The organism is Streptococcus sp. NLN64, assembly GCF_015831295.1.
Taxonomy (GTDB): Bacteria; Bacillota; Bacilli; order Lactobacillales; family Streptococcaceae; genus Streptococcus.
The window spans coordinates 1-16,611 of record NZ_JADXDQ010000040.1; the positions used below are offsets into that span (position 1 = coordinate 1).

20 protein-coding genes and 1 pseudogene are annotated in these 16,611 nt (G+C 42.7%); 18 read left to right on the plus strand and 3 right to left on the minus strand.

The window, feature by feature from the left end; all coding sequences use genetic code 11:
- Positions 1-454 precede the first annotated feature (454 nt).
- The 3 genes and pseudogenes from I2503_RS06690 to I2503_RS06700 form a co-directional block, all read right to left on the minus strand.
- Positions 455-1,792: pseudogene (locus tag I2503_RS06690) on the minus strand (transposase).
- A 442-nt stretch (positions 1,793-2,234) separates the two neighbouring features.
- Complete coding sequence (gene yidC, locus I2503_RS06695; RefSeq protein ID WP_196967431.1) at positions 2,235-3,176, minus strand: membrane protein insertase YidC; 942 nt, start codon at positions 3,174-3,176, stop codon at positions 2,235-2,237.
- 109 nt (positions 3,177-3,285) lie between these two features.
- Positions 3,286-3,564, minus strand: coding sequence for an acylphosphatase (locus tag I2503_RS06700; protein ID WP_196967432.1), 279 nt, complete (start codon positions 3,562-3,564; stop codon positions 3,286-3,288).
- Between the two features lie 31 nt (positions 3,565-3,595).
- Here I2503_RS06700 and I2503_RS06705 point away from each other — a divergent pair, with 31 nt between their 5' ends.
- From I2503_RS06705 to I2503_RS06790, 18 genes are all read left to right on the plus strand, one after another.
- Positions 3,596-4,333 carry an RNA methyltransferase gene (locus tag I2503_RS06705; RefSeq protein ID WP_196967433.1) on the plus strand — a complete coding sequence of 246 codons (738 nt, stop codon included), beginning with the start codon at positions 3,596-3,598 and terminating at the stop codon, positions 4,331-4,333.
- An 11-nt stretch (positions 4,334-4,344) separates the two neighbouring features.
- On the plus strand, positions 4,345-5,031 hold the full coding sequence (locus I2503_RS06710; protein ID WP_196091485.1) for a Bax inhibitor-1/YccA family protein: 687 nt from the start codon (positions 4,345-4,347) through the stop codon (positions 5,029-5,031).
- Positions 5,032-5,135: 104 nt separating this feature from the next.
- Positions 5,136-5,369: a YneF family protein gene (locus I2503_RS06715; RefSeq protein ID WP_196091486.1), complete on the plus strand. Its 234-nt coding sequence runs from the start codon at positions 5,136-5,138 to the stop codon at positions 5,367-5,369.
- 94 nt (positions 5,370-5,463) lie between these two features.
- Complete coding sequence (gene racE, locus I2503_RS06720) at positions 5,464-6,258, plus strand: glutamate racemase (protein WP_196967434.1); 795 nt, start codon at positions 5,464-5,466, stop codon at positions 6,256-6,258.
- Positions 6,255-7,211 carry a nucleoside-triphosphate diphosphatase gene (locus I2503_RS06725; protein ID WP_196967435.1) on the plus strand — a complete coding sequence of 319 codons (957 nt, stop codon included), beginning with the start codon at positions 6,255-6,257 and terminating at the stop codon, positions 7,209-7,211. Before racE ends, I2503_RS06725 begins: the two co-directional genes overlap by 4 nt.
- On the plus strand, positions 7,193-7,717 hold the full coding sequence (locus tag I2503_RS06730; RefSeq protein ID WP_196967436.1) for a metallophosphoesterase: 525 nt from the start codon (positions 7,193-7,195) through the stop codon (positions 7,715-7,717). The genes I2503_RS06725 and I2503_RS06730 overlap by 19 nt, the downstream gene beginning before the upstream one ends.
- Positions 7,714-8,175, plus strand: a complete 462-nt coding sequence (cbpB, locus tag I2503_RS06735) for a cyclic-di-AMP-binding protein CbpB (RefSeq protein ID WP_196967437.1) — start codon at positions 7,714-7,716, stop codon at positions 8,173-8,175. The genes I2503_RS06730 and cbpB overlap by 4 nt, the downstream gene beginning before the upstream one ends.
- Positions 8,172-8,921, plus strand: coding sequence for a site-specific tyrosine recombinase XerD (gene xerD, locus I2503_RS06740; protein ID WP_196967438.1), 750 nt, complete (start codon positions 8,172-8,174; stop codon positions 8,919-8,921). Before cbpB ends, xerD begins: the two co-directional genes overlap by 4 nt.
- The gene (locus tag I2503_RS06745) at positions 8,912-9,628 is read left to right on the plus strand and encodes a segregation/condensation protein A (protein ID WP_196967439.1); all 717 of its coding nucleotides are present in this window, start codon (positions 8,912-8,914) and stop codon (positions 9,626-9,628) included. The genes xerD and I2503_RS06745 overlap by 10 nt, the downstream gene beginning before the upstream one ends.
- Entirely contained in the window at positions 9,625-10,188 is a 564-nt protein-coding gene (gene scpB / locus I2503_RS06750) for an SMC-Scp complex subunit ScpB (protein WP_196967440.1), read from the plus strand. Before I2503_RS06745 ends, scpB begins: the two co-directional genes overlap by 4 nt.
- Positions 10,178-10,921 (plus strand): pseudouridine synthase, encoded by a 744-nt coding sequence (locus I2503_RS06755; RefSeq protein ID WP_196967441.1) that lies wholly within the window; start codon positions 10,178-10,180, stop codon positions 10,919-10,921. Before scpB ends, I2503_RS06755 begins: the two co-directional genes overlap by 11 nt.
- The gene (yidD, locus tag I2503_RS06760; RefSeq protein WP_196091495.1) at positions 10,918-11,169 is read left to right on the plus strand and encodes a membrane protein insertion efficiency factor YidD; all 252 of its coding nucleotides are present in this window, start codon (positions 10,918-10,920) and stop codon (positions 11,167-11,169) included. Before I2503_RS06755 ends, yidD begins: the two co-directional genes overlap by 4 nt.
- 73 nt (positions 11,170-11,242) lie before the next feature.
- Positions 11,243-11,821 carry a tRNA (uridine(34)/cytosine(34)/5-carboxymethylaminomethyluridine(34)-2'-O)-methyltransferase TrmL gene (gene trmL, locus I2503_RS06765; RefSeq protein ID WP_196967442.1) on the plus strand — a complete coding sequence of 193 codons (579 nt, stop codon included), beginning with the start codon at positions 11,243-11,245 and terminating at the stop codon, positions 11,819-11,821.
- A gap of 11 nt (positions 11,822-11,832) precedes the next feature.
- Entirely contained in the window at positions 11,833-12,396 is a 564-nt protein-coding gene (locus tag I2503_RS06770; RefSeq protein WP_196967443.1) for an ECF transporter S component, read from the plus strand.
- Positions 12,386-13,039 carry a phosphatase PAP2 family protein gene (locus I2503_RS06775; RefSeq protein WP_196967444.1) on the plus strand — a complete coding sequence of 218 codons (654 nt, stop codon included), beginning with the start codon at positions 12,386-12,388 and terminating at the stop codon, positions 13,037-13,039. Before I2503_RS06770 ends, I2503_RS06775 begins: the two co-directional genes overlap by 11 nt.
- 78 nt (positions 13,040-13,117) lie before the next feature.
- Positions 13,118-13,675, plus strand: a complete 558-nt coding sequence (locus I2503_RS06780) for a class I SAM-dependent methyltransferase (protein ID WP_196967445.1) — start codon at positions 13,118-13,120, stop codon at positions 13,673-13,675.
- Entirely contained in the window at positions 13,668-13,925 is a 258-nt protein-coding gene (locus tag I2503_RS06785; protein ID WP_196967446.1) for a hypothetical protein, read from the plus strand. Before I2503_RS06780 ends, I2503_RS06785 begins: the two co-directional genes overlap by 8 nt.
- Positions 13,926-15,977: a sodium:proton antiporter gene (locus I2503_RS06790; RefSeq protein ID WP_196967447.1), complete on the plus strand. Its 2,052-nt coding sequence runs from the start codon at positions 13,926-13,928 to the stop codon at positions 15,975-15,977.
- The last annotated feature ends 634 nt before the right edge of the window (positions 15,978-16,611 follow it).

A 16,611-nucleotide genomic window follows, 5' to 3' on the forward strand; every position in this document is an offset into this window, starting at 1 on the left:
TGACCACTATCAACTAGTAGCACAAAAGTCAGTATTAAAGAGAGCAATATCAAAACCAGTCCTCGCCAAACGAGGACTGGTCAGCTGTCTCGATTACTACTTAAAACGACATGCGTTAAAAGTTAATTGAACCGCCGTGTGCCGAACGGCACGCACGGTGGTGTGAGAGGGACTATCCATTAGTCCCTACTCGATTGGCTCTTTGTCAACTGTAATGGGTGACTAGAATACTACTAGCGATTATATTAAATTTTTAGTGTAGGCATCATCCAGATTCTTAGGAATCCTTATGAAAGTGGTGCGGACGTAAGCAGCCTCTATCAAACGGCTAATTGATTCAATTCCTGAATCAATTACTACTAAACTTTGAACCTTGGTCTCAAAGTTTCCGTCATCCGCATGATATGCGGATGATTCCACCACAGATAAGGATTCTTTTTGAATCTGTTCAGTGCTACTCAATAGCTATAGAAGTTGATAATTGAACACGGGAGAGTACAGTATAAGTACTTTCCCTTTTTATATTCTGATTCACATAAATGCGTTTTTTGAAGTTTTCAAAGTTTCTAAAGCCAAATGCGTTTCTCTTGATGACCTTGATGAGATTATTGGTTGCTTCCAATCGTGCATTGGAATAAGAATAGTCAAATGAGTGGAGAATATACTTCTTGTTTTGTAGAAATGTATCAAATATTTTAGAGAAGGTGTCATCCACCTGATTGATTTCAGCTTCAATCAAGTCATAGAAAAGGTCCGCTCTTCTTTCCTCAAAATGAGAGAGTAAGAGTTGATAGATATTATAGTGGTACTTAAGTTTGTCAGAAAAGGAAAGGAGTCTATCACGGACTTGTTTGCTATTAGTCCACATTCGAAAGGTACGTTCATAGAAGTGTTTTTCGCTGAGATTATAGCTATTTTTCTGTTGGAGTTTCCAGTGTTTCTTTAGCCCACGGTATTCGATAGATTTAGTGTCTTTAAAGTCATTCATAATTTGAATGTGAAGTCTATACATGCCACGGGCAAGATGTTGCATGATGTGGAATCGATCTAGGACTATCTTTGCGTTAGGGAGTGAAATAATCTAGTAGATTATTTCAGCCCGAGCCAAAAAAATTGAAAAGCGAGGTCGTCTGACAAGGCCAAAATAGGGTGAGTACATATCCATGGTAATAAACTCTACCTTTTGACGCACCTTCAGATCATAGTTTAGGAAGTAGTTTCGAATGATAGTCTCGGTTCTCCCGTTTAAGACAGTAGTGATTTTAGAACTTTCATAATCTTGAGCAATGAAACACATTTCGCCCTTTTTGAAAGCAAACTCATCCCAGCTCATAACCTCGGGTAGAGAACTGAAATCGGGTTTGAAAGAAAACTCTTTTAGCTTTCTAAGAACTGTGGAAGTAGAGATTCCTAATCTGCGAGCAATGTCTGTCATGGATTGTTTCCCAATGATAAAATCCGCTATCTTTTGGAAGATTTGAACAGAAATCTGATAATTTTTCTTGACGATAGGTGTTTCGGAGACGACGACTTTTCGACAGCTTTTGCATTGAAATCTTCTTTTCTTTAGAAATAGGACAGTAGGTAGTCCTTGGACTTCTAAGAGAGGGATTTTCGATTCAGGTTGAAAGTCATATTTAATCATATCTCCTTGGCAATGGGGGCAAGAAGGAGAGGCGTAGTCTAATTTAGCTCGAAGTACCTGAAAGTTTTTTTCTTTAAAAGCGAAAAGAATTTTGATGTTTTTGTCTGTTAAACTAAGCAATTCTGTGGTATTCTTAATAGGTTCCATATGATACTCCTGATGTTAGTTTCATCGCTTTACATTATAGGTCATATGGGACTTTTTTAATACTCAAAAAGCCCTATAACCTCTATTCTGGATTGTCACCCATTATAGAAATTATAGAGCTGAAATTTAAAAATCTGACGTGGTCAAGCCTCTTCGGTGAACTTCAGTTCTATACTCTTTTAGTTTATCTTTTATTACTGTGTTAGCTCGTCTTGCCGTACTTTAGTACTGCCTGCGACTCGCTGCCTTGTACTAAAAGCAAACTAAAAGACTATACCATCATCGGCTTTCCTAATCATTTTTTTGAAATTTTCGGGTATTCCGATTTTGAAGTTTGTCCAGTATTCCGAAATTGATAGGGAGTCTAATAATAGAATGAAAAAAGACACCAAGTTAAGGTTTCAATGTCTTGTCTTGGTGTCTTTCATACTCTAGCAACTTCTTATTTACGAGACCGTTGCTTACCTGCGTTGCGTTTTTTATTGGAGTTGTTGCGGTTTTGTGAGCTTGGTGGTGTCACATCTTTGATAGGTCCGTTATTTGCACTAGCTCCGAAGCTAGCTGAAAAGTTGCTTGGTTTTTTTGGAGGGTTTTCTTCAAATTCCTTAGCGACTTGTTTCCGGAGACGAGGACGTACCACATACATGGTAATCAATTGTTGAATGATGGAGAAGAAACCACCGACCAACCAGTATAGAGCAACACCAGCTGGTGAATTGAAAGAGAAGACCATAATCATGATAGGACTCATAAGGACCATAGATTGCATTTGTTTCCGTTGTTCTTCAGAAACTCCGACCAAGGTTAGGGCGGACTGGATTAAATAGAGGACACCCGTTAGAATGGTCAAGAGCATACTTGATGAATCCAATGGAATTCCCATCCAACTGGAACCTGCAATCCCTGGTGTATGTTGTGCTGCAAAGAAGAGGGCAGAGAAGAAAGGCATTTGAATCAAGATTGGTAAGCAACCAACTCCACCGAGTGGATTAAGGCCGTTCTCTCTTTGTGCCGCCATAAATTCTTGATTGGCCAATAATTTTTCTTCTTGGGTTTGGGCATTTCGCATCCGTTCTTGGATAGGTGCCAAGATTGGTTGCATATAAGCCATCTTTTCAGCTTGATAGGCTGCTTTATGGGATTGCATGAGCCCCAATGGCAAAATAATAATCCGTACAATAATGGTTACCAGAATAATGGCAATCCCATATCCCAATCCTTGATTTTCAGCAAAGAAGGTGATTAGGATACTCATGGGTTTTCCCAAAAGATCCCAGATAAGGCCCGTCGGATTTCCGCTCGCATCACGGCCGACACAGCCAGAGAGCAAGACCAGCATCGAGGCTAGGAGTCCTGCAGAAACAAATTTTTTTCTAATTGTCACATTCATCGTCCTTTTCTAAATTATTACCCTTCCCATTTTACTGTTTTTAGGCCTAAATTACAATAGGACCAAGGTCTGACCTTTAGTTTTTAGGACCAAGGTCTGACCATTAGTTTTGGATGGTAAAATCTTGATAAGAGGGGAAGTTAGCCATGGTAACGTCGACATAGGTCACCTTGGAAAAAGGGCTAGGTCCTTTTCTCACCTCTTGGATAAAAAGTGCCATCTTTCCGGCATCTTCAGACTGGGCTAGAATTTCCACCGTTCCATCCTCTCGATTCCAGACACGTCCTGTAATCCCTCCCAATGAATTGGCGAGTTCCCAAACAGACCAGCGAAAACCAACTCCTTGAACGCGACCTTGAACAATTAACCGTACTTTTTTCATAGGTTCCTCCATTTGTGCTATAATATCTCTTATGACTATTATAACCTCTAAAACCAATCCCTTGATTAAAAAGGTCAAAAAATTACAAAAGAAAAAATACCGCAAGAATTCTTATCTGATTGAAGGCTGGCATCTATTTGAAGAAGCTTATCAAGCTGGAGTAGAATTTGGGACTATTTTTATTTTGGAAGAAGAAAAAGAGCGACTTCCAAAGGGTTTGGCCTATCAACTGGTCTCTGCCTCCATTCTAGCTGAATTGGCGGATTCCAAAACACCTCAAGGGGTTGTGGCAGAGGTGAAACGAGAGATCCTCGAAAGGCCAGATTTAAGCCAAGGAAAATGGTTGTATTTGGAGGAAGTTCAGGATCCAGGGAATGTTGGAACCATGATCCGTACAGCAGATGCAGCAGGTTTTACCGGGGTTTTGGTAAGTCCTGGGACGGCAGACATCTATAGTCCTAAGACCCTTCGATCCATGCAAGGAAGCCACTGGCATTTGCCGATTTACGAGTATTCGTTGGATGAATTAACCAAAGTCACTCATGCTCCGCTTTTGGTGACGAGTCTAAAGGATCAGTCGCAGTCTTACCTGGACTTAGCTCCTATGGAGCAGCTCATCCTTTTAATGGGGAATGAAGGGCAAGGGGCTTCTGGTCTAGCTCATTCGTTGGCGGATCAAACCGTTCATATTCCTATGTCAGGTCAGGCAGAGAGTCTAAATGTGGCCATCGCGGCTGGTATTCTCTTGTTTCATCTAAAAAATAGCTAAAGGAGTTTTTTATGCAACCAATCATGTCGCAAACCGATACTGGTTTAAATCGTTTTTTCGCTAAAGTTTATGGTTATATGGGGATGGGGCTTGGTATTTCAGCTCTCGTTTCTGGTCTGTTGCTTTATGTTTTCCAAGCAACCATGATAAATATTATGGTCAACCATTCTTGGGTTTACTATGCTGCCTCTTTTATTGAGTTGGCTCTTGTTTATTCAGTTTCAACAACCGCTTGGAAAAATAATCCAATGGCCATGCCACTTTTTCTTTTCTATTCAGCCCTAAACGGCTTCACCCTCAGCTTTATCCTAGCAGCTTACAGCCAAACGGATGTGTTTGCGGCCTTCTTGACCGCTACACTGACCTTCTTTGCTATGGCAGTGGTTGGTCTTGTTAGCAAGCGGGATTTGTCTGGTATGGCTCATGCTTTTCGCATGGTCTTATTCGGAGTTTTAATTGCTAGTTTGATTAATATTTTCTTACGTAGTGCAGGCTTGTCCTACATCATGAGTATTGTGATGGTTGTGATTTTTGCAGGCTTAACTGCTTATGACAACCAACGGATTCGTCAAGCCTACCAGCAATCAGGTGGACAAGTTTCCAACGGTTGGGCTATTTCCATGGCTCTCAGCCTATACTTGAACTTTATCAACCTTTTCTTGAGTATCCTCCGCATTTTTGCGGCTAATCGCGATTAAGGCTGATTCCTCCAAGTTTTGCTTGGAGGTTTTTTTCTTTTTGAAAAAGAGGCTAGGCTTTGGTATAATAAGGAGAAATGTATGAAAGTGGAAGGAATTGAATTATGCCTCTTTGGTTAGGAATACTATTAATCGTTGTTTTCTTTATTGCTGGTGTAGCACTTGGAATTTATTTGTCTCGCCGTCAATTTGAGCAAGAAATTGCTCAATACCCTCGTTTGAATAAGGATGCCCTGCGTGTCATGATGGGGCAAATGGGACAAAAACCAAGCGAGGCGCGTGTCAACCAAGTTTATCAACAAATTGTTAACCAACAAAAGAAACAAGCCAAGAAATAAACAAGCGAGGCTGAGACAAAAGTCTCGGCCTTCTCGTTTTTTCTAGGGTGGTTACAGCAATATTGGCCACTGGGCTAGATAAAAGGAGGATGGCATGGATAATCGTCCAATTGGTTTCTTGGATTCAGGAGTCGGTGGTTTGACCGTTGTAAAAGAGCTCCGACGTCAACTACCCCATGAAGAAGTTATTTATATAGGAGACTCTGCCCGAGCTCCGTATGGCCCTCGGGCAGCTGAAGAAATTCGAGAATATACTTGGGAACTGGTTCGTTTTTTGCAGGCTAAAAATGTCAAAATGATTGTCATTGCCTGTAATACGGCAACAGCTGTGGCCTGGGAGGAAATCAAAGAAGCGTTGGATATTCCAGTGCTTGGTGTTATTCTTCCAGGTGCTTCTGCAGCTCTTAAAGTCAATCATAAAGGAAAGATTGGTGTCATTGCGACAGAAATGACCGTCGCCTCGGATATTTACCGCCAAAAGATTCAGTCCTTGGATCCCAATGCCCAAGTCATAAGTCAGGCCTGTCCACCTTTCGTGCCCCTGGTTGAAGCGAATGAGCTTCACTCTAGTCTGGCTAAAAAGGTTGTGTATGATCAGTTAAAAGATTTTCAGGGACAGGTTTCAACCTTGATTTTGGGATGTACCCATTATCCCTTGCTACGGCCAGTCATTCAAAATGCCTTGGGTCCTGAGGTCACCTTGATTGATAGTGGCGCTGAGTGTGTTCGGGATATTTCGGTCCTCTTGAATTATTTTGAAATCAATCGTGGACGTGATTTGGAACAGCAACAACACGCCTTTTATACGACGGGAGATGCGGCTGCCTTTACCCAACTAGCCCAGACCTGGCTAGAAGAAGAAGTACGAGTGGAGCATATAGATTTATGAAACAAGAACTAGTAGAATTTCGAGATGGACAAGACTGGTACGTCGCACAGGTGTCTGACGGACCTCACTTAAGTTTCGCTTTTGATCAGGAAGATCAGGTTTACCATTTCCTAGCCCCTTTTCAAAATTTGTCTCAAAAAAATGGCTTTAAAGTGCAAGTTTTCCAATGGTCTTCAGCTCAAAAGCTGGCACAGTTTATGGTGGACCTGATCAATCGCAGTGAGAACCGTCATCTGAGCCTAGAGCGCCGAGGAGCTGCCCTATTGGTTGTGGAAGAAGGGCGTCTGCTACATGTGGTTCTACCAGAAGGCGGGGAAGGGTTGGATAAGGTGCTGGGACAAGCGGAATTAGAGCCCCTTTTGATTGCCACGCGCAATGAGGGCAAAACAGCGGAGTTTAAGAAAATCTTCGAACCACTAGGTTTCCGAGTGGAAAATCTCAATGATTATCCAGATCTGCCAGAAATTGCGGAGACAGGTACGACTTTTGAAGCCAATGCCCGTCTGAAGGCAGAAGGAATTGCAGAACTAACAGGGACTATGGTTCTAGCGGATGATTCCGGCCTAAAAGTAGATGTCCTAGGTGGGCTTCCAGGAGTATGGAGTGCCCGTTTTGCTGGACCAGATGCGACGGATGCTGAAAATAATGCTAGATTATTACATGAGATGGCCATGGTTTTAGATAAGGAAAATCGTTCAGCTCAGTTCCATACGACCTTGGTTGTCGCTGCTCCGGGGCGTGAGTCTTTGGTTGTTGAGGCCGATTGGCCTGGTTACATTGCCTTTGAGCCTAAGGGAGAGAATGGGTTCGGTTATGATCCCCTCTTTCTCATAGGTGAGACTGGAATAACGTCTGCTCAGCTAAGTATGGAGGAGAAAAACCAGCAGTCTCATAGGGCTCAAGCTGTTCAGAAATTAGTGGAGGTATTTCCATCATGGAGAGACGGACAGTAGTTGTTATGAGCGATTCTCATGGGGATCGCAGTATTGTACAAGCCATCAAAGAACAATGGCAAGATAAGGCAGACTTGATTTTCCACAATGGAGATTCAGAATTGGAAGTGGATGATCCAGTTTGGGACGGTATCCATGTTGTTGCCGGAAATATGGACTTTTTTGCAGGTTTTCCGGATCGTCTGAGTGTCGATTTGGATGGGTACAAGATTGTCCAAACTCATGGCCATCTGCAAAATATCAATTTCACCATGGATAAATTGGCCTACTGGGCGCAAGAAGAAGGGGCCAGCATCTGTCTTTACGGGCATCTCCATATCCCTGCTGCTTATCAAGAAGATGGGATCCTTTATTTGAACCCAGGTTCAGTCAGTCAGCCGCGTGGGACAATCTTGGAACGTCTCTATGCTGTGATTCGTCTTGAAGGCAATCAAGCTCGTGTGGATTACTACACACGAGATCATCAGCTTTTCCCCAGCTTAAGCAAGGAGTTTACTATCAAATGATTGCACAACCCCTAGAGGACTATTTGAAGGCCCAAGAGTCCACCTTTCTAACGCCCGCTGCGAATCTGGCGGTTGTCATCGATAGCCATAACGTGGATCATGTAATTCTCCTGCTAAGTCAGATTACCTATACACGGATTCCTGTCGTGACAGACCACGGTAAATTTGTAGGAACGATTTCTTTAACGGATATCCTGAGCTATCAAATACAACACAATCTGTCAGCTGCAGAGCTGGAAAATATGGACATTGTGCATATGGTCAAAAGAGATGGACTTACCCTGGGACCGGGTTACACCCTGACAGAAGTCTTTCACAAGTTGGTGGACGAGTCCTTTCTGCCGGTCTTGGATGCTGAGGGCCTTTTGGAAGGGATTATTGCTCGTAAATCCATTCTCAAGGCAACCAATGCCCTGCTCCATGATTTTGGCCAACATTATGAAATGAGTCCCAAATGAGAGCTTGGATTGAGTCCTTTTTAGAAAGCAAAAGACTTTCCACCAATACCAGGGCGGCCTATGTATCGGATTTAAAGCAATTAGAGCGGAGCCTGAATGGCAAGGTAGATGATCTGGGTCTTAAAGTCTACCGGGACTCTTTGAGTCATCTCAGTGTAACGGCTCAGCGGCGAAAGCTATCCGCCATTAACCAATTCCTCTTCTTTCTTTATCAAGAGGGACATGTCGAACGTTATTACCGTTTGGATTTGCCGCCTTTGAAAAGTCAAGAGGAGCCGAGTGCTCCTGACCAGGCTTTGTTGGCTAAGGATTTGTTTCAGATAAGGACCCAATATCCACAAGGCCAGCTTTTGGTAGCTCTGATTTTGGAAACCGGGCTCTTGCCAACTGAAATTATTCAGCTGAAGAAGTCCGATTTACAGCCTGCTCTTGGTCTTTTGCAGGTGGGACAAAGCGGTAAACGCAGAGTTCTGGAAGTGGGAGAGAACTTGAGAAAGCTCCTGGGCCAAGAAGGCCCAGGCACCTTTCTTTTTGAACATCAAGGGAAACCCTATACCCGTCAGTGGGTTTTCTTACAGATAAAAGCTTTTTTGGAGGAGCAGGAGCTGACAACCCACTCCCCTCAAAGTTTACGAGAGCAGTATATTTTTAAAGAATTGAAAGCCGGAGTGGACTTGCTGACGATTGCAGATAATCTAGGCCTGCGCTCCTTACACAGTATTGAGAAATACCGCAAATGGAAATAAAAATCAAAGATTTTGAGGGACCCTTGGATTTGCTCTTGCACCTCGTCTCTCGCTACCAAATGGATATTTATGATGTTCCCTTGTTAGAGGTGATTGAACAGTATCTGGCCTACCTGTCAACCCTCCAAGCCTTACGTTTGGAAGTGGCTTCTGAGTATATGGTTATGGCCAGTCAGTTGATTTTACTAAAAAGCCGGAAGCTCTTACCCCAGATTCAAAGTCAAGAGGAAGACGAGCTAGTGGAGGATATGGAGCAGAACCTGCTTCAACAATTGGAAGATTATCGCTACTTTAAAGCAGCCAGTCAGGAATTGGCCCGGCAGCATGAGGATCGCTCGCTCTATTATAGCCATCCCTCTAGTCCTTTGCTTTCGGAAGTTGTGGAACTCAATCAGGACATCACTTCAATGGACCTCTTTTTGACGTTTTCGCATCTACTACGGCAGGAGAAAAAGAAACGGCAGGGACAGCATACAACGGTAGAACGGGATGATTTTCGGATTGAGGATTCCATGGATCAGGTTCGCCAAGGTTTGAAGCAAGCCAAGGGAAAACTGGCCTTTAGCCAACTTCTAGTTCAGGCTGAATCGCTTTCCCAAATGATTACACAATTTTTAGCCTGTTTGGAATTGGTGAAAATCCAAGAAATTCGTCTCCATCAGGCTGAGACCTTTGATGAAATATGGATAGAAGGACAGGTAACATGAGTCAATTAGCGGCCTTGGAGGCCCTCTTATTTACAGCTGGTGAAGATGGTCTCGATCGCTTCCATTTGGCCTCCATGTTGGATGTAGATCCAGTTCAGCTCGAACCCTTGGTCAAGGCTTTAATCCAATCCTATGACCAGAATCCTGATTCCAGTTTGACGGTCATTGAGACCAAGCGAAGCTTGCGTCTGGTGACCAAGCCAGCCTATGCTTCTTTATTGGAAGCCTATGCACAGACACCGATGCAGCAATCTCTTTCCCGGGCCAGCTTGGAGGTGCTTTCCATTGTTGCTTACCGTCAGCCAATTACTCGCATTGAAATTGATGCTATTCGCGGTGTTAACTCAAGCGGGGCCTTAACCAAGTTGCAAGGATTTGGTTTAATCAAAGAGGTTGGTAAAAAGGAAACCTTAGGGCGTCCAAATTTATATGGCACCACTGATTATTTTTTGGACTACATGGGGATGAATCAATTAGAAGATCTTCCTCAGGTCCAAGTAGAGGAAGAAGAAGAGCAAGAGAAGTCCTTGTTTAGGATTGAGGAAGAAAATGAGAATTAATAAATACATAGCCCATGCTGGAGTTGCCAGCCGTCGCAAAGCTGAAGAGCTGATTAAGCAGGGCCGGGTAACGATCAATGGCCAAGTGGTCAAGGAATTGGCTACCACTGTGAAAAAAGGGGACCGTGTAGAAGTTGAAGGTCAACCGATTTATCATGAGGAAAAAGTCTACTACCTTTTAAATAAACCCCGTGGAGTTATTTCCAGTGTCAGTGATGACAAGGGCCGGGCAACTGTTCTTGATTTTTTTAGTGGGGTCAAGGAACGGATTTATCCCGTTGGCCGCTTGGACTGGGACACTAGTGGTGTTTTGTTATTGACCAATGATGGTGATTTTACGGATGAGATGATCCATCCTCGAAATGAAATTGACAAGGTTTACCTAGCGCGTGTGAAAGGATTGGCTACCAAGGAAAACCTTCGTCCGTTAACCAGAGGCATTGTCATTGAAGGAAAGAAAACAAAACCAGCAGTCTACAATATTTTAAAAGTCGACCCGGTTAAAAACCGTTCCGTTGTGGAATTAACCATTCATGAAGGCCGGAATCATCAGGTTAAGAAGATGTTTGAGGCGGTTGGACTTCAAGTTGACAAATTATCCCGAACTCGTTTCGGTCATCTGGATGTAGCAGGTTTACGGCCAGGCGAATTCCGACGGTTAAACAAAAAAGAAATCAGTCAACTGCATAACCTAGCGGTAACGCCTAAGCAGACTGGGAAGAAAAGACGATGAGTCGTCTTCTGATTCTTCTGGTGAAGGGCTACAAACGCTTTATTTCGCCTCTTTTTCCACCTTCCTGTATCTATAGCCCCACTTGTTCTACTTATATGATTCAAGCCCTAGAGGCTTATGGTCTATGGGGCCTCTATTTGGGCAGTAAGCGAATTTTGTCCTGTCACCCTTGGTCACAGGGGGGAGAGGATCCCCTTCCAGATTCCTTTGTTTTTTTCAAAAAAACAATCAAGAAGCTTGACAGGTAAGGTGTTCCTGGTATATACTAAGACTGTAATTTGATTGATTTAGCTCAGACCTGTTGTGATCTAAGTTAATCAGATGAGCGCACCACATTGCCCGCTGAGCTTGACTCCGGACAATGTGGCTATTTTTTTATTCGAAAGGACCTTTTCCTTGAATCATATTGTTTTATACCAACCTCAGATTCCACAAAATACAGGAAATATCGCTCGGACCTGTGCCGCAACCAATAGTCCCCTTCATTTAATCCATCCTTTGGGTTTTCCTTTGGATGATAAAAAGATGAAACGTGCAGGGCTCGATTATTGGGACCAGTTGGAGATTTTTCACTATGAATCTTTAGAGGATTTTTTGAGCCAACATGGGCATCAATCACTCTATCCCGTTACCAAATTTGCAGAAGCGACCTATGCTGAGAAGGACTATCAGACAGGGAACGATGCTTACTTTATTTTTGGACGGGAAGATACTGGCTTGCCTGCGGATTTCTTACAGGACTATCGGAAACAGGCGATTCGGATTCCCATGAATGATGACCATGTCCGTAGTTTAAATGTTTCCAATGCAGTCTGTATGGTGGTTTACGAGGCTTTACGCCAACAGAACTTTGTTGGATTAGAAACTGTTCATCATTATGAACAAGATAAGATTAAATAGATAGGTACGACATGACTCGAATTAAACGCTTGACGATTGTGGCAGTGTTGGCTGCCCTTTCCTTTATTTTGATGTTTTTTGCTATTCCCATTATTCCAGGTGCAGATTTCTTGCAGTTGGATTTAAGTATTTTACCCATTTTGGTAGCATTGGAGTTGTTTGGCCTGAAGCAGGCAAGCTTGGCTCTCTTGCTTCGTTCGTTACTGAAGCTTTTATTGAATAACCAAGGGATTTCGACTGTTATCGGGCTTCCTATGAATATGCTCGGAATTTTCTCTTTTATGTTGGTGTTAGCCATGGTTTGGCGTAAAAAGGATTCCTATGTTCAGTATTTTCTAGCTGGAGGCTTGGGGACCCTAGCCCTAACCGTGGTGATGCTTGGGATGAACTATTTCTATGCCATTCCCCTGTATGCTAGCTTTGCTGGATTTGATATTGCTGCTATCATTGGGCTTGGAACCTATCTCCAAGCTATGGTTCTCCCCTTCAATTTGATTGCTGGAGTGTCTTATACCTTTAGTTTTTGTCTGATTTGGGCACTCATGAAACCGGTGGTGAAAGCCTATGCAGAATAAGCAAAGCTACTGGACGAGAGGGAGTTTTTGTCTCTTATTATTTGTGATTTTGGGGTATACAGTTCGTTTCTATCCTCAAAACTTGGTGGCTTTTGATAGTGGGATTCAAACCGCTGTTCGTGGTGATCTTCCCACAGCTTTGACGACTTTCTTTACCAGTCTAACCAAGATTGGGAATATGCCGGTCATTATGGGCTGGGTTGCCCTGGCTACAATCTTCCTTCTGTGGAAACGTTACTATAGCGAGGCAATCCTCTTAGTAGGGAACCTGGCTTTAACTGGCTTACTGGTTCTTATCTTGAAAAATATCTATCAAAGACCACGTCCTGGTATTGAGCATCTAGTTGCAGAGAAGGGGTTTTCGTTCCCCAGTGGTCATGCTCTAGCAGCCAGTTTGGTAATCGGCTCTGTGCTGATTATTGTTAGCCAAAATGTTCAGGCAGGATGGCTCCGGACCTTCTTACAAGGATTTCTAATCCTCTTGATTTTGGTGCTACCTCTGTCCAGAGTTTATCTAGGGGTCCATTACCCGAGCGACGTCATCGGTAGTCTTCTGCTAGGGTTTGGGATCTTATTTTTAGAATTCCCCGCCTATCAAAGACTTCGCTTTCGTTGGCGTTTTACAGGCAAACAAGCAAGGTAGCTCATGCGTTAGCTTGCTTTCTTTTTTGAGAAAAATGGTATAATGGGAACATCTTTAAAAAAGATGGGGGAGGAAAAAATGCCACTAAAACCCTTAGACATGGCCCATGAATTTCTGGTTCAGGTCCTTAGCCCAGAGGATACCACAGTGGATGCAACCATGGGGAATGGCCATGACACACTCTTTCTAGCCCAAAGGAGCGGTCTTGTCCATGCTTTTGATATTCAGGCACAAGCATTGGTTCAAACCCAGCAGCGTTTGGAACAGGCTGGTCAGAGCAATGTTCAATTACACTTAAAGGGACATGAGCATCTGGCAGAATATGTGGATCAGGCTAAGGCGGTGATTTTTAATTTGGGTTATCTACCGTCAGCGGATAAGAGTATAGTGACCCTTCCAGAAACGACATTGGTAGCGGTGAAGGCAGCCTGTGATATCTTGCTTCCGGGTGGTCGGATTGCGATGATGGTCTATTGGGGACATCCAGGAGGTACAGAGGAAAAGGATGCACTCTTGGCATTTGTCCAAGACCTGCCGCAAGAGGATTATACCGTTTTGGAATACCGAACCCTGAATCAGCGGAATTGTCCCCCTTTTTTAATTATGATTGAAAAGAAAGTAGAGAAACATGGATAAGGAATTTATTGAAGAACGTTTGCAGGCTTTAAAAGATAGAGCACGATTACAAGATGTTCGTGTGGATGATCATCAGGCTATCCAAGCAGGTCATGAGCGCCAGTTACGTCGTCAACAAAAACGAGTTTTAGGTTTGGAGATGAAACGATGTGCCTTGCAAATTAATGGGCAGGATGATCAGCCAACTGCTAAAAAGGTGGCGAAAGAGAAAAATTTTTATCAGAAGCTTTGTCAGGGTGGAACGCGCTAGATGGAAATCTTGCTGATTTTATTAATTTTTGTATCGGTATTAGTGTTATCAAATGCATTAAATAAGGTTATCCCTCAATTACCTGTCCCTTTTCTACAGATTGTATTTGGGATCATCATTGGATTATTTACGCTTTCAGACCAAATTGAATTTGATACGAACGTGTTTCTGGCTTTGATCATTGGTCCTCTAGCCTTTCGCGAGTCGGAGGAGGCGGATGTGTCTAGTATTGGCCGGCATTGGCGCTTCATCCTTTATTTAATTTTCCCCCTTATCTTTTTGACGACCCTTGTTTTAGGAGCTGTTATCCATACCCAGTTAGTGGTTGTACCGTGGGCAGTAGCGATAGCCACAGGTGCTGCCCTAGGCTCGACTGACCTGATTGCATTTTCGTCCTTGGCCGAGCGATTCCGATTTTCGCAGAAGACAGAGGATATCTTAAGGGGAGAGGGGCTCTTGAATGATGCAAGTGGTTTGGTCTCTTATCAAACGGCCATTCTGGTTTGGACAACCGGTATGTTTTCTGTAACCCAAGCTGGAGGTACGCTTTTTGTTCAAATTGCAGGAGGAATTGTGGTTGGTTTCTTCGCGGCTGGTTTGAATTTCATTACCCACAAGATACTGATGCGTTACCAAGCTGTTGATGTGGCGGGAGAATTGTTATTAGAACTGAGCCTCCCACTTCTGACCTTTTATTTGGCGGATCAGCTACAAGTTTCAGGGATCATTGCAGTTGTTGTGGCTGGAATTTTGAAGTCTAATCGCAGGAAACGCTTTAATCAACTTGAGGTGGAAATAGAAGAAACCTTTGACACTGTTTGGAAAGCAGTGAACTTCATGTTAAATGGGGCTGTCTTTCTTATTTTAGGAATTGAATTGGTCTATATGTTTGATCCAATTGTCAGAAGTCCCTTGTATGACAATGCGATTCTTTTAGGATTGAGTGTCCTTCTAACAGTTGTTTTATTTGCCCTTCGTTTTATAGGAATTACTGTCTATTATGCTCTTCGTGCATGGATCAAAAAGGATAGTTTGACCTCCCAGTGGAAGGAAATTTTCATCCTAACGTTTTCAGGAGTCAAAGGAACCATGTCGATAGCGACCATCCTTCTCTTACCACAAGATCTAAAAATTGCTTATCCGAGTTTACTCTTTATAGTGGCTGGCGTTACGCTCTTCAGTTTTTTGACAGGTCTTTTGGTTTTACCTTATCTAGCTGATCAGCCCGAGGAAGATATAGATTATGCTGCAGAGATAGCTGTTCTTAATGCAGTCATCAATCAAATTGAACAAGACATTCAAGAAAGTACAGAGAAGGAGGCTCTATATGCTGTGCTTGATAATTATAATGATCGGATTGGTTCTTTGATTATTGAGCATGAAGGGCGTTCCATTCGACAGCAATGGTTAGATTTGAATCTGTTAACGTTAAGTGTCGAAAATGATGGTCTCGATCAGGCCTATGAAGCGGGACATTTATCAGAACGTGCTTACTTTGTTTACCAGCGTTATTTGAGAAGATTGGAAGGGCAAGTGAGTCGCTCGGTTATGAGCCGTTTAACATTTCTGTTACTATTTTTTTTCCGGGTAGCTAGACTGCTGGTCCATGAAATCATGACATTTGGATCCTATACTCGCCAGTGGTTGGCTGGAAATCAGCCGCAGCTAAGTGCGGAGGAGAGCGATCAATTGGCGATTCTTTATCTGAACAATACAGAAGTGTTGATGGATGCCTTGGCTGAGTTGTCAGGAGTCTACTCAACGGAGCTCCTGCATTACTACAGAGATTATCGTTTACGAGAAGCAACCATTATCGGGGATGGTGGATTTGTCAGTCGTGTTTTATTGCGAACCAGACAATACCATTCAAAGGAACTAATTGCGGCTTATTATTTGGAACGAAAAATCATTCATGAATTTGAAAGTGATGGGCTGATTTCAAGTGAAAAAGCGAATCATTTACGGTCAGTTGTCAACCAATTGGAAACTTATTCTTTAAAGGAAAGTCATCTGCAGATGAATCTTTTAGAATTGGGGATTCGCAGAGGATAGACAGTTTATGCTCACTGAAAAGCAATTTTAGCCTTAGAAGTGAGTCGCAGAAAATACTGAGCTACGGCATTAAATGTCAAAATTTAGTACGATTTAACAAGACACCTCTACTTTAACATAAAGAAAAAGTAGTGAGGAAATCTTTCGTCGAAGGTTTCTTCACTACTAAGCTTAGTATGTTTGAAATTCGTTAATACTGGACAAACTTCAAAATCGGAATACTCGAAAAATTTCAAAAAAATGACTAGGAAAGCCGATGATGGTAGAACTGAAGTTCACCGAAGAGGCTTGACAACGTCAGATTTTAAAATTTAATGAGTATATAGTCTTTTAGTTTGCTTTTAGTACAAGGCAGCGAGTCGCAGGCAGTACTAAAGTACGGCAAGACGAGCTAACACAGTAATAAAAGATAAACTAAAAGAGTATAAGTGTTATAGAAAATGAATAATTTGACATAAAGAAGCACGAGTCTCAGTACTCGTGCTTCTTTGTTAGAGTTCAATTTTTATACTCAGTTAAGTTCAAAATCTGAAACCAACCATTGTCTTCGGACAATGGTTTTTAAATCTTCCCAATGTAAACCTCTAATGACTGTTTCTAATTGATCGATGACTGCTTCAAGTGAAGAAAACAC

Coding starts and splice junctions, on each gene's coding strand:
- I2503_RS06700 (WP_196967432.1), bottom strand. CDS start 3,564: ATGAAAAAAGTACGGTTAATTGTTCAAGGTCGCGTTCAAGGAGTTGGT.
- I2503_RS06705 (WP_196967433.1), top strand. CDS start 3,596: ATGACTATTATAACCTCTAAAACCAATCCCTTGATTAAAAAGGTCAAA.
- I2503_RS06710 (WP_196091485.1), top strand. CDS start 4,345: ATGCAACCAATCATGTCGCAAACCGATACTGGTTTAAATCGTTTTTTC.
- I2503_RS06715 (WP_196091486.1), top strand. CDS start 5,136: ATGCCTCTTTGGTTAGGAATACTATTAATCGTTGTTTTCTTTATTGCT.
- racE (WP_196967434.1), top strand. CDS start 5,464: ATGGATAATCGTCCAATTGGTTTCTTGGATTCAGGAGTCGGTGGTTTG.
- I2503_RS06725 (WP_196967435.1), top strand. CDS start 6,255: ATGAAACAAGAACTAGTAGAATTTCGAGATGGACAAGACTGGTACGTC.
- I2503_RS06730 (WP_196967436.1), top strand. CDS start 7,193: ATGGAGAGACGGACAGTAGTTGTTATGAGCGATTCTCATGGGGATCGC.
- cbpB (WP_196967437.1), top strand. CDS start 7,714: ATGATTGCACAACCCCTAGAGGACTATTTGAAGGCCCAAGAGTCCACC.
- xerD (WP_196967438.1), top strand. CDS start 8,172: ATGAGAGCTTGGATTGAGTCCTTTTTAGAAAGCAAAAGACTTTCCACC.
- I2503_RS06745 (WP_196967439.1), top strand. CDS start 8,912: ATGGAAATAAAAATCAAAGATTTTGAGGGACCCTTGGATTTGCTCTTG.
- scpB (WP_196967440.1), top strand. CDS start 9,625: ATGAGTCAATTAGCGGCCTTGGAGGCCCTCTTATTTACAGCTGGTGAA.
- I2503_RS06755 (WP_196967441.1), top strand. CDS start 10,178: ATGAGAATTAATAAATACATAGCCCATGCTGGAGTTGCCAGCCGTCGC.
- yidD (WP_196091495.1), top strand. CDS start 10,918: ATGAGTCGTCTTCTGATTCTTCTGGTGAAGGGCTACAAACGCTTTATT.
- trmL (WP_196967442.1), top strand. CDS start 11,243: ATGAGCGCACCACATTGCCCGCTGAGCTTGACTCCGGACAATGTGGCT.
- I2503_RS06770 (WP_196967443.1), top strand. CDS start 11,833: ATGACTCGAATTAAACGCTTGACGATTGTGGCAGTGTTGGCTGCCCTT.
- I2503_RS06775 (WP_196967444.1), top strand. CDS start 12,386: ATGCAGAATAAGCAAAGCTACTGGACGAGAGGGAGTTTTTGTCTCTTA.
- I2503_RS06780 (WP_196967445.1), top strand. CDS start 13,118: ATGCCACTAAAACCCTTAGACATGGCCCATGAATTTCTGGTTCAGGTC.
- I2503_RS06785 (WP_196967446.1), top strand. CDS start 13,668: ATGGATAAGGAATTTATTGAAGAACGTTTGCAGGCTTTAAAAGATAGA.
- I2503_RS06790 (WP_196967447.1), top strand. CDS start 13,926: ATGGAAATCTTGCTGATTTTATTAATTTTTGTATCGGTATTAGTGTTA.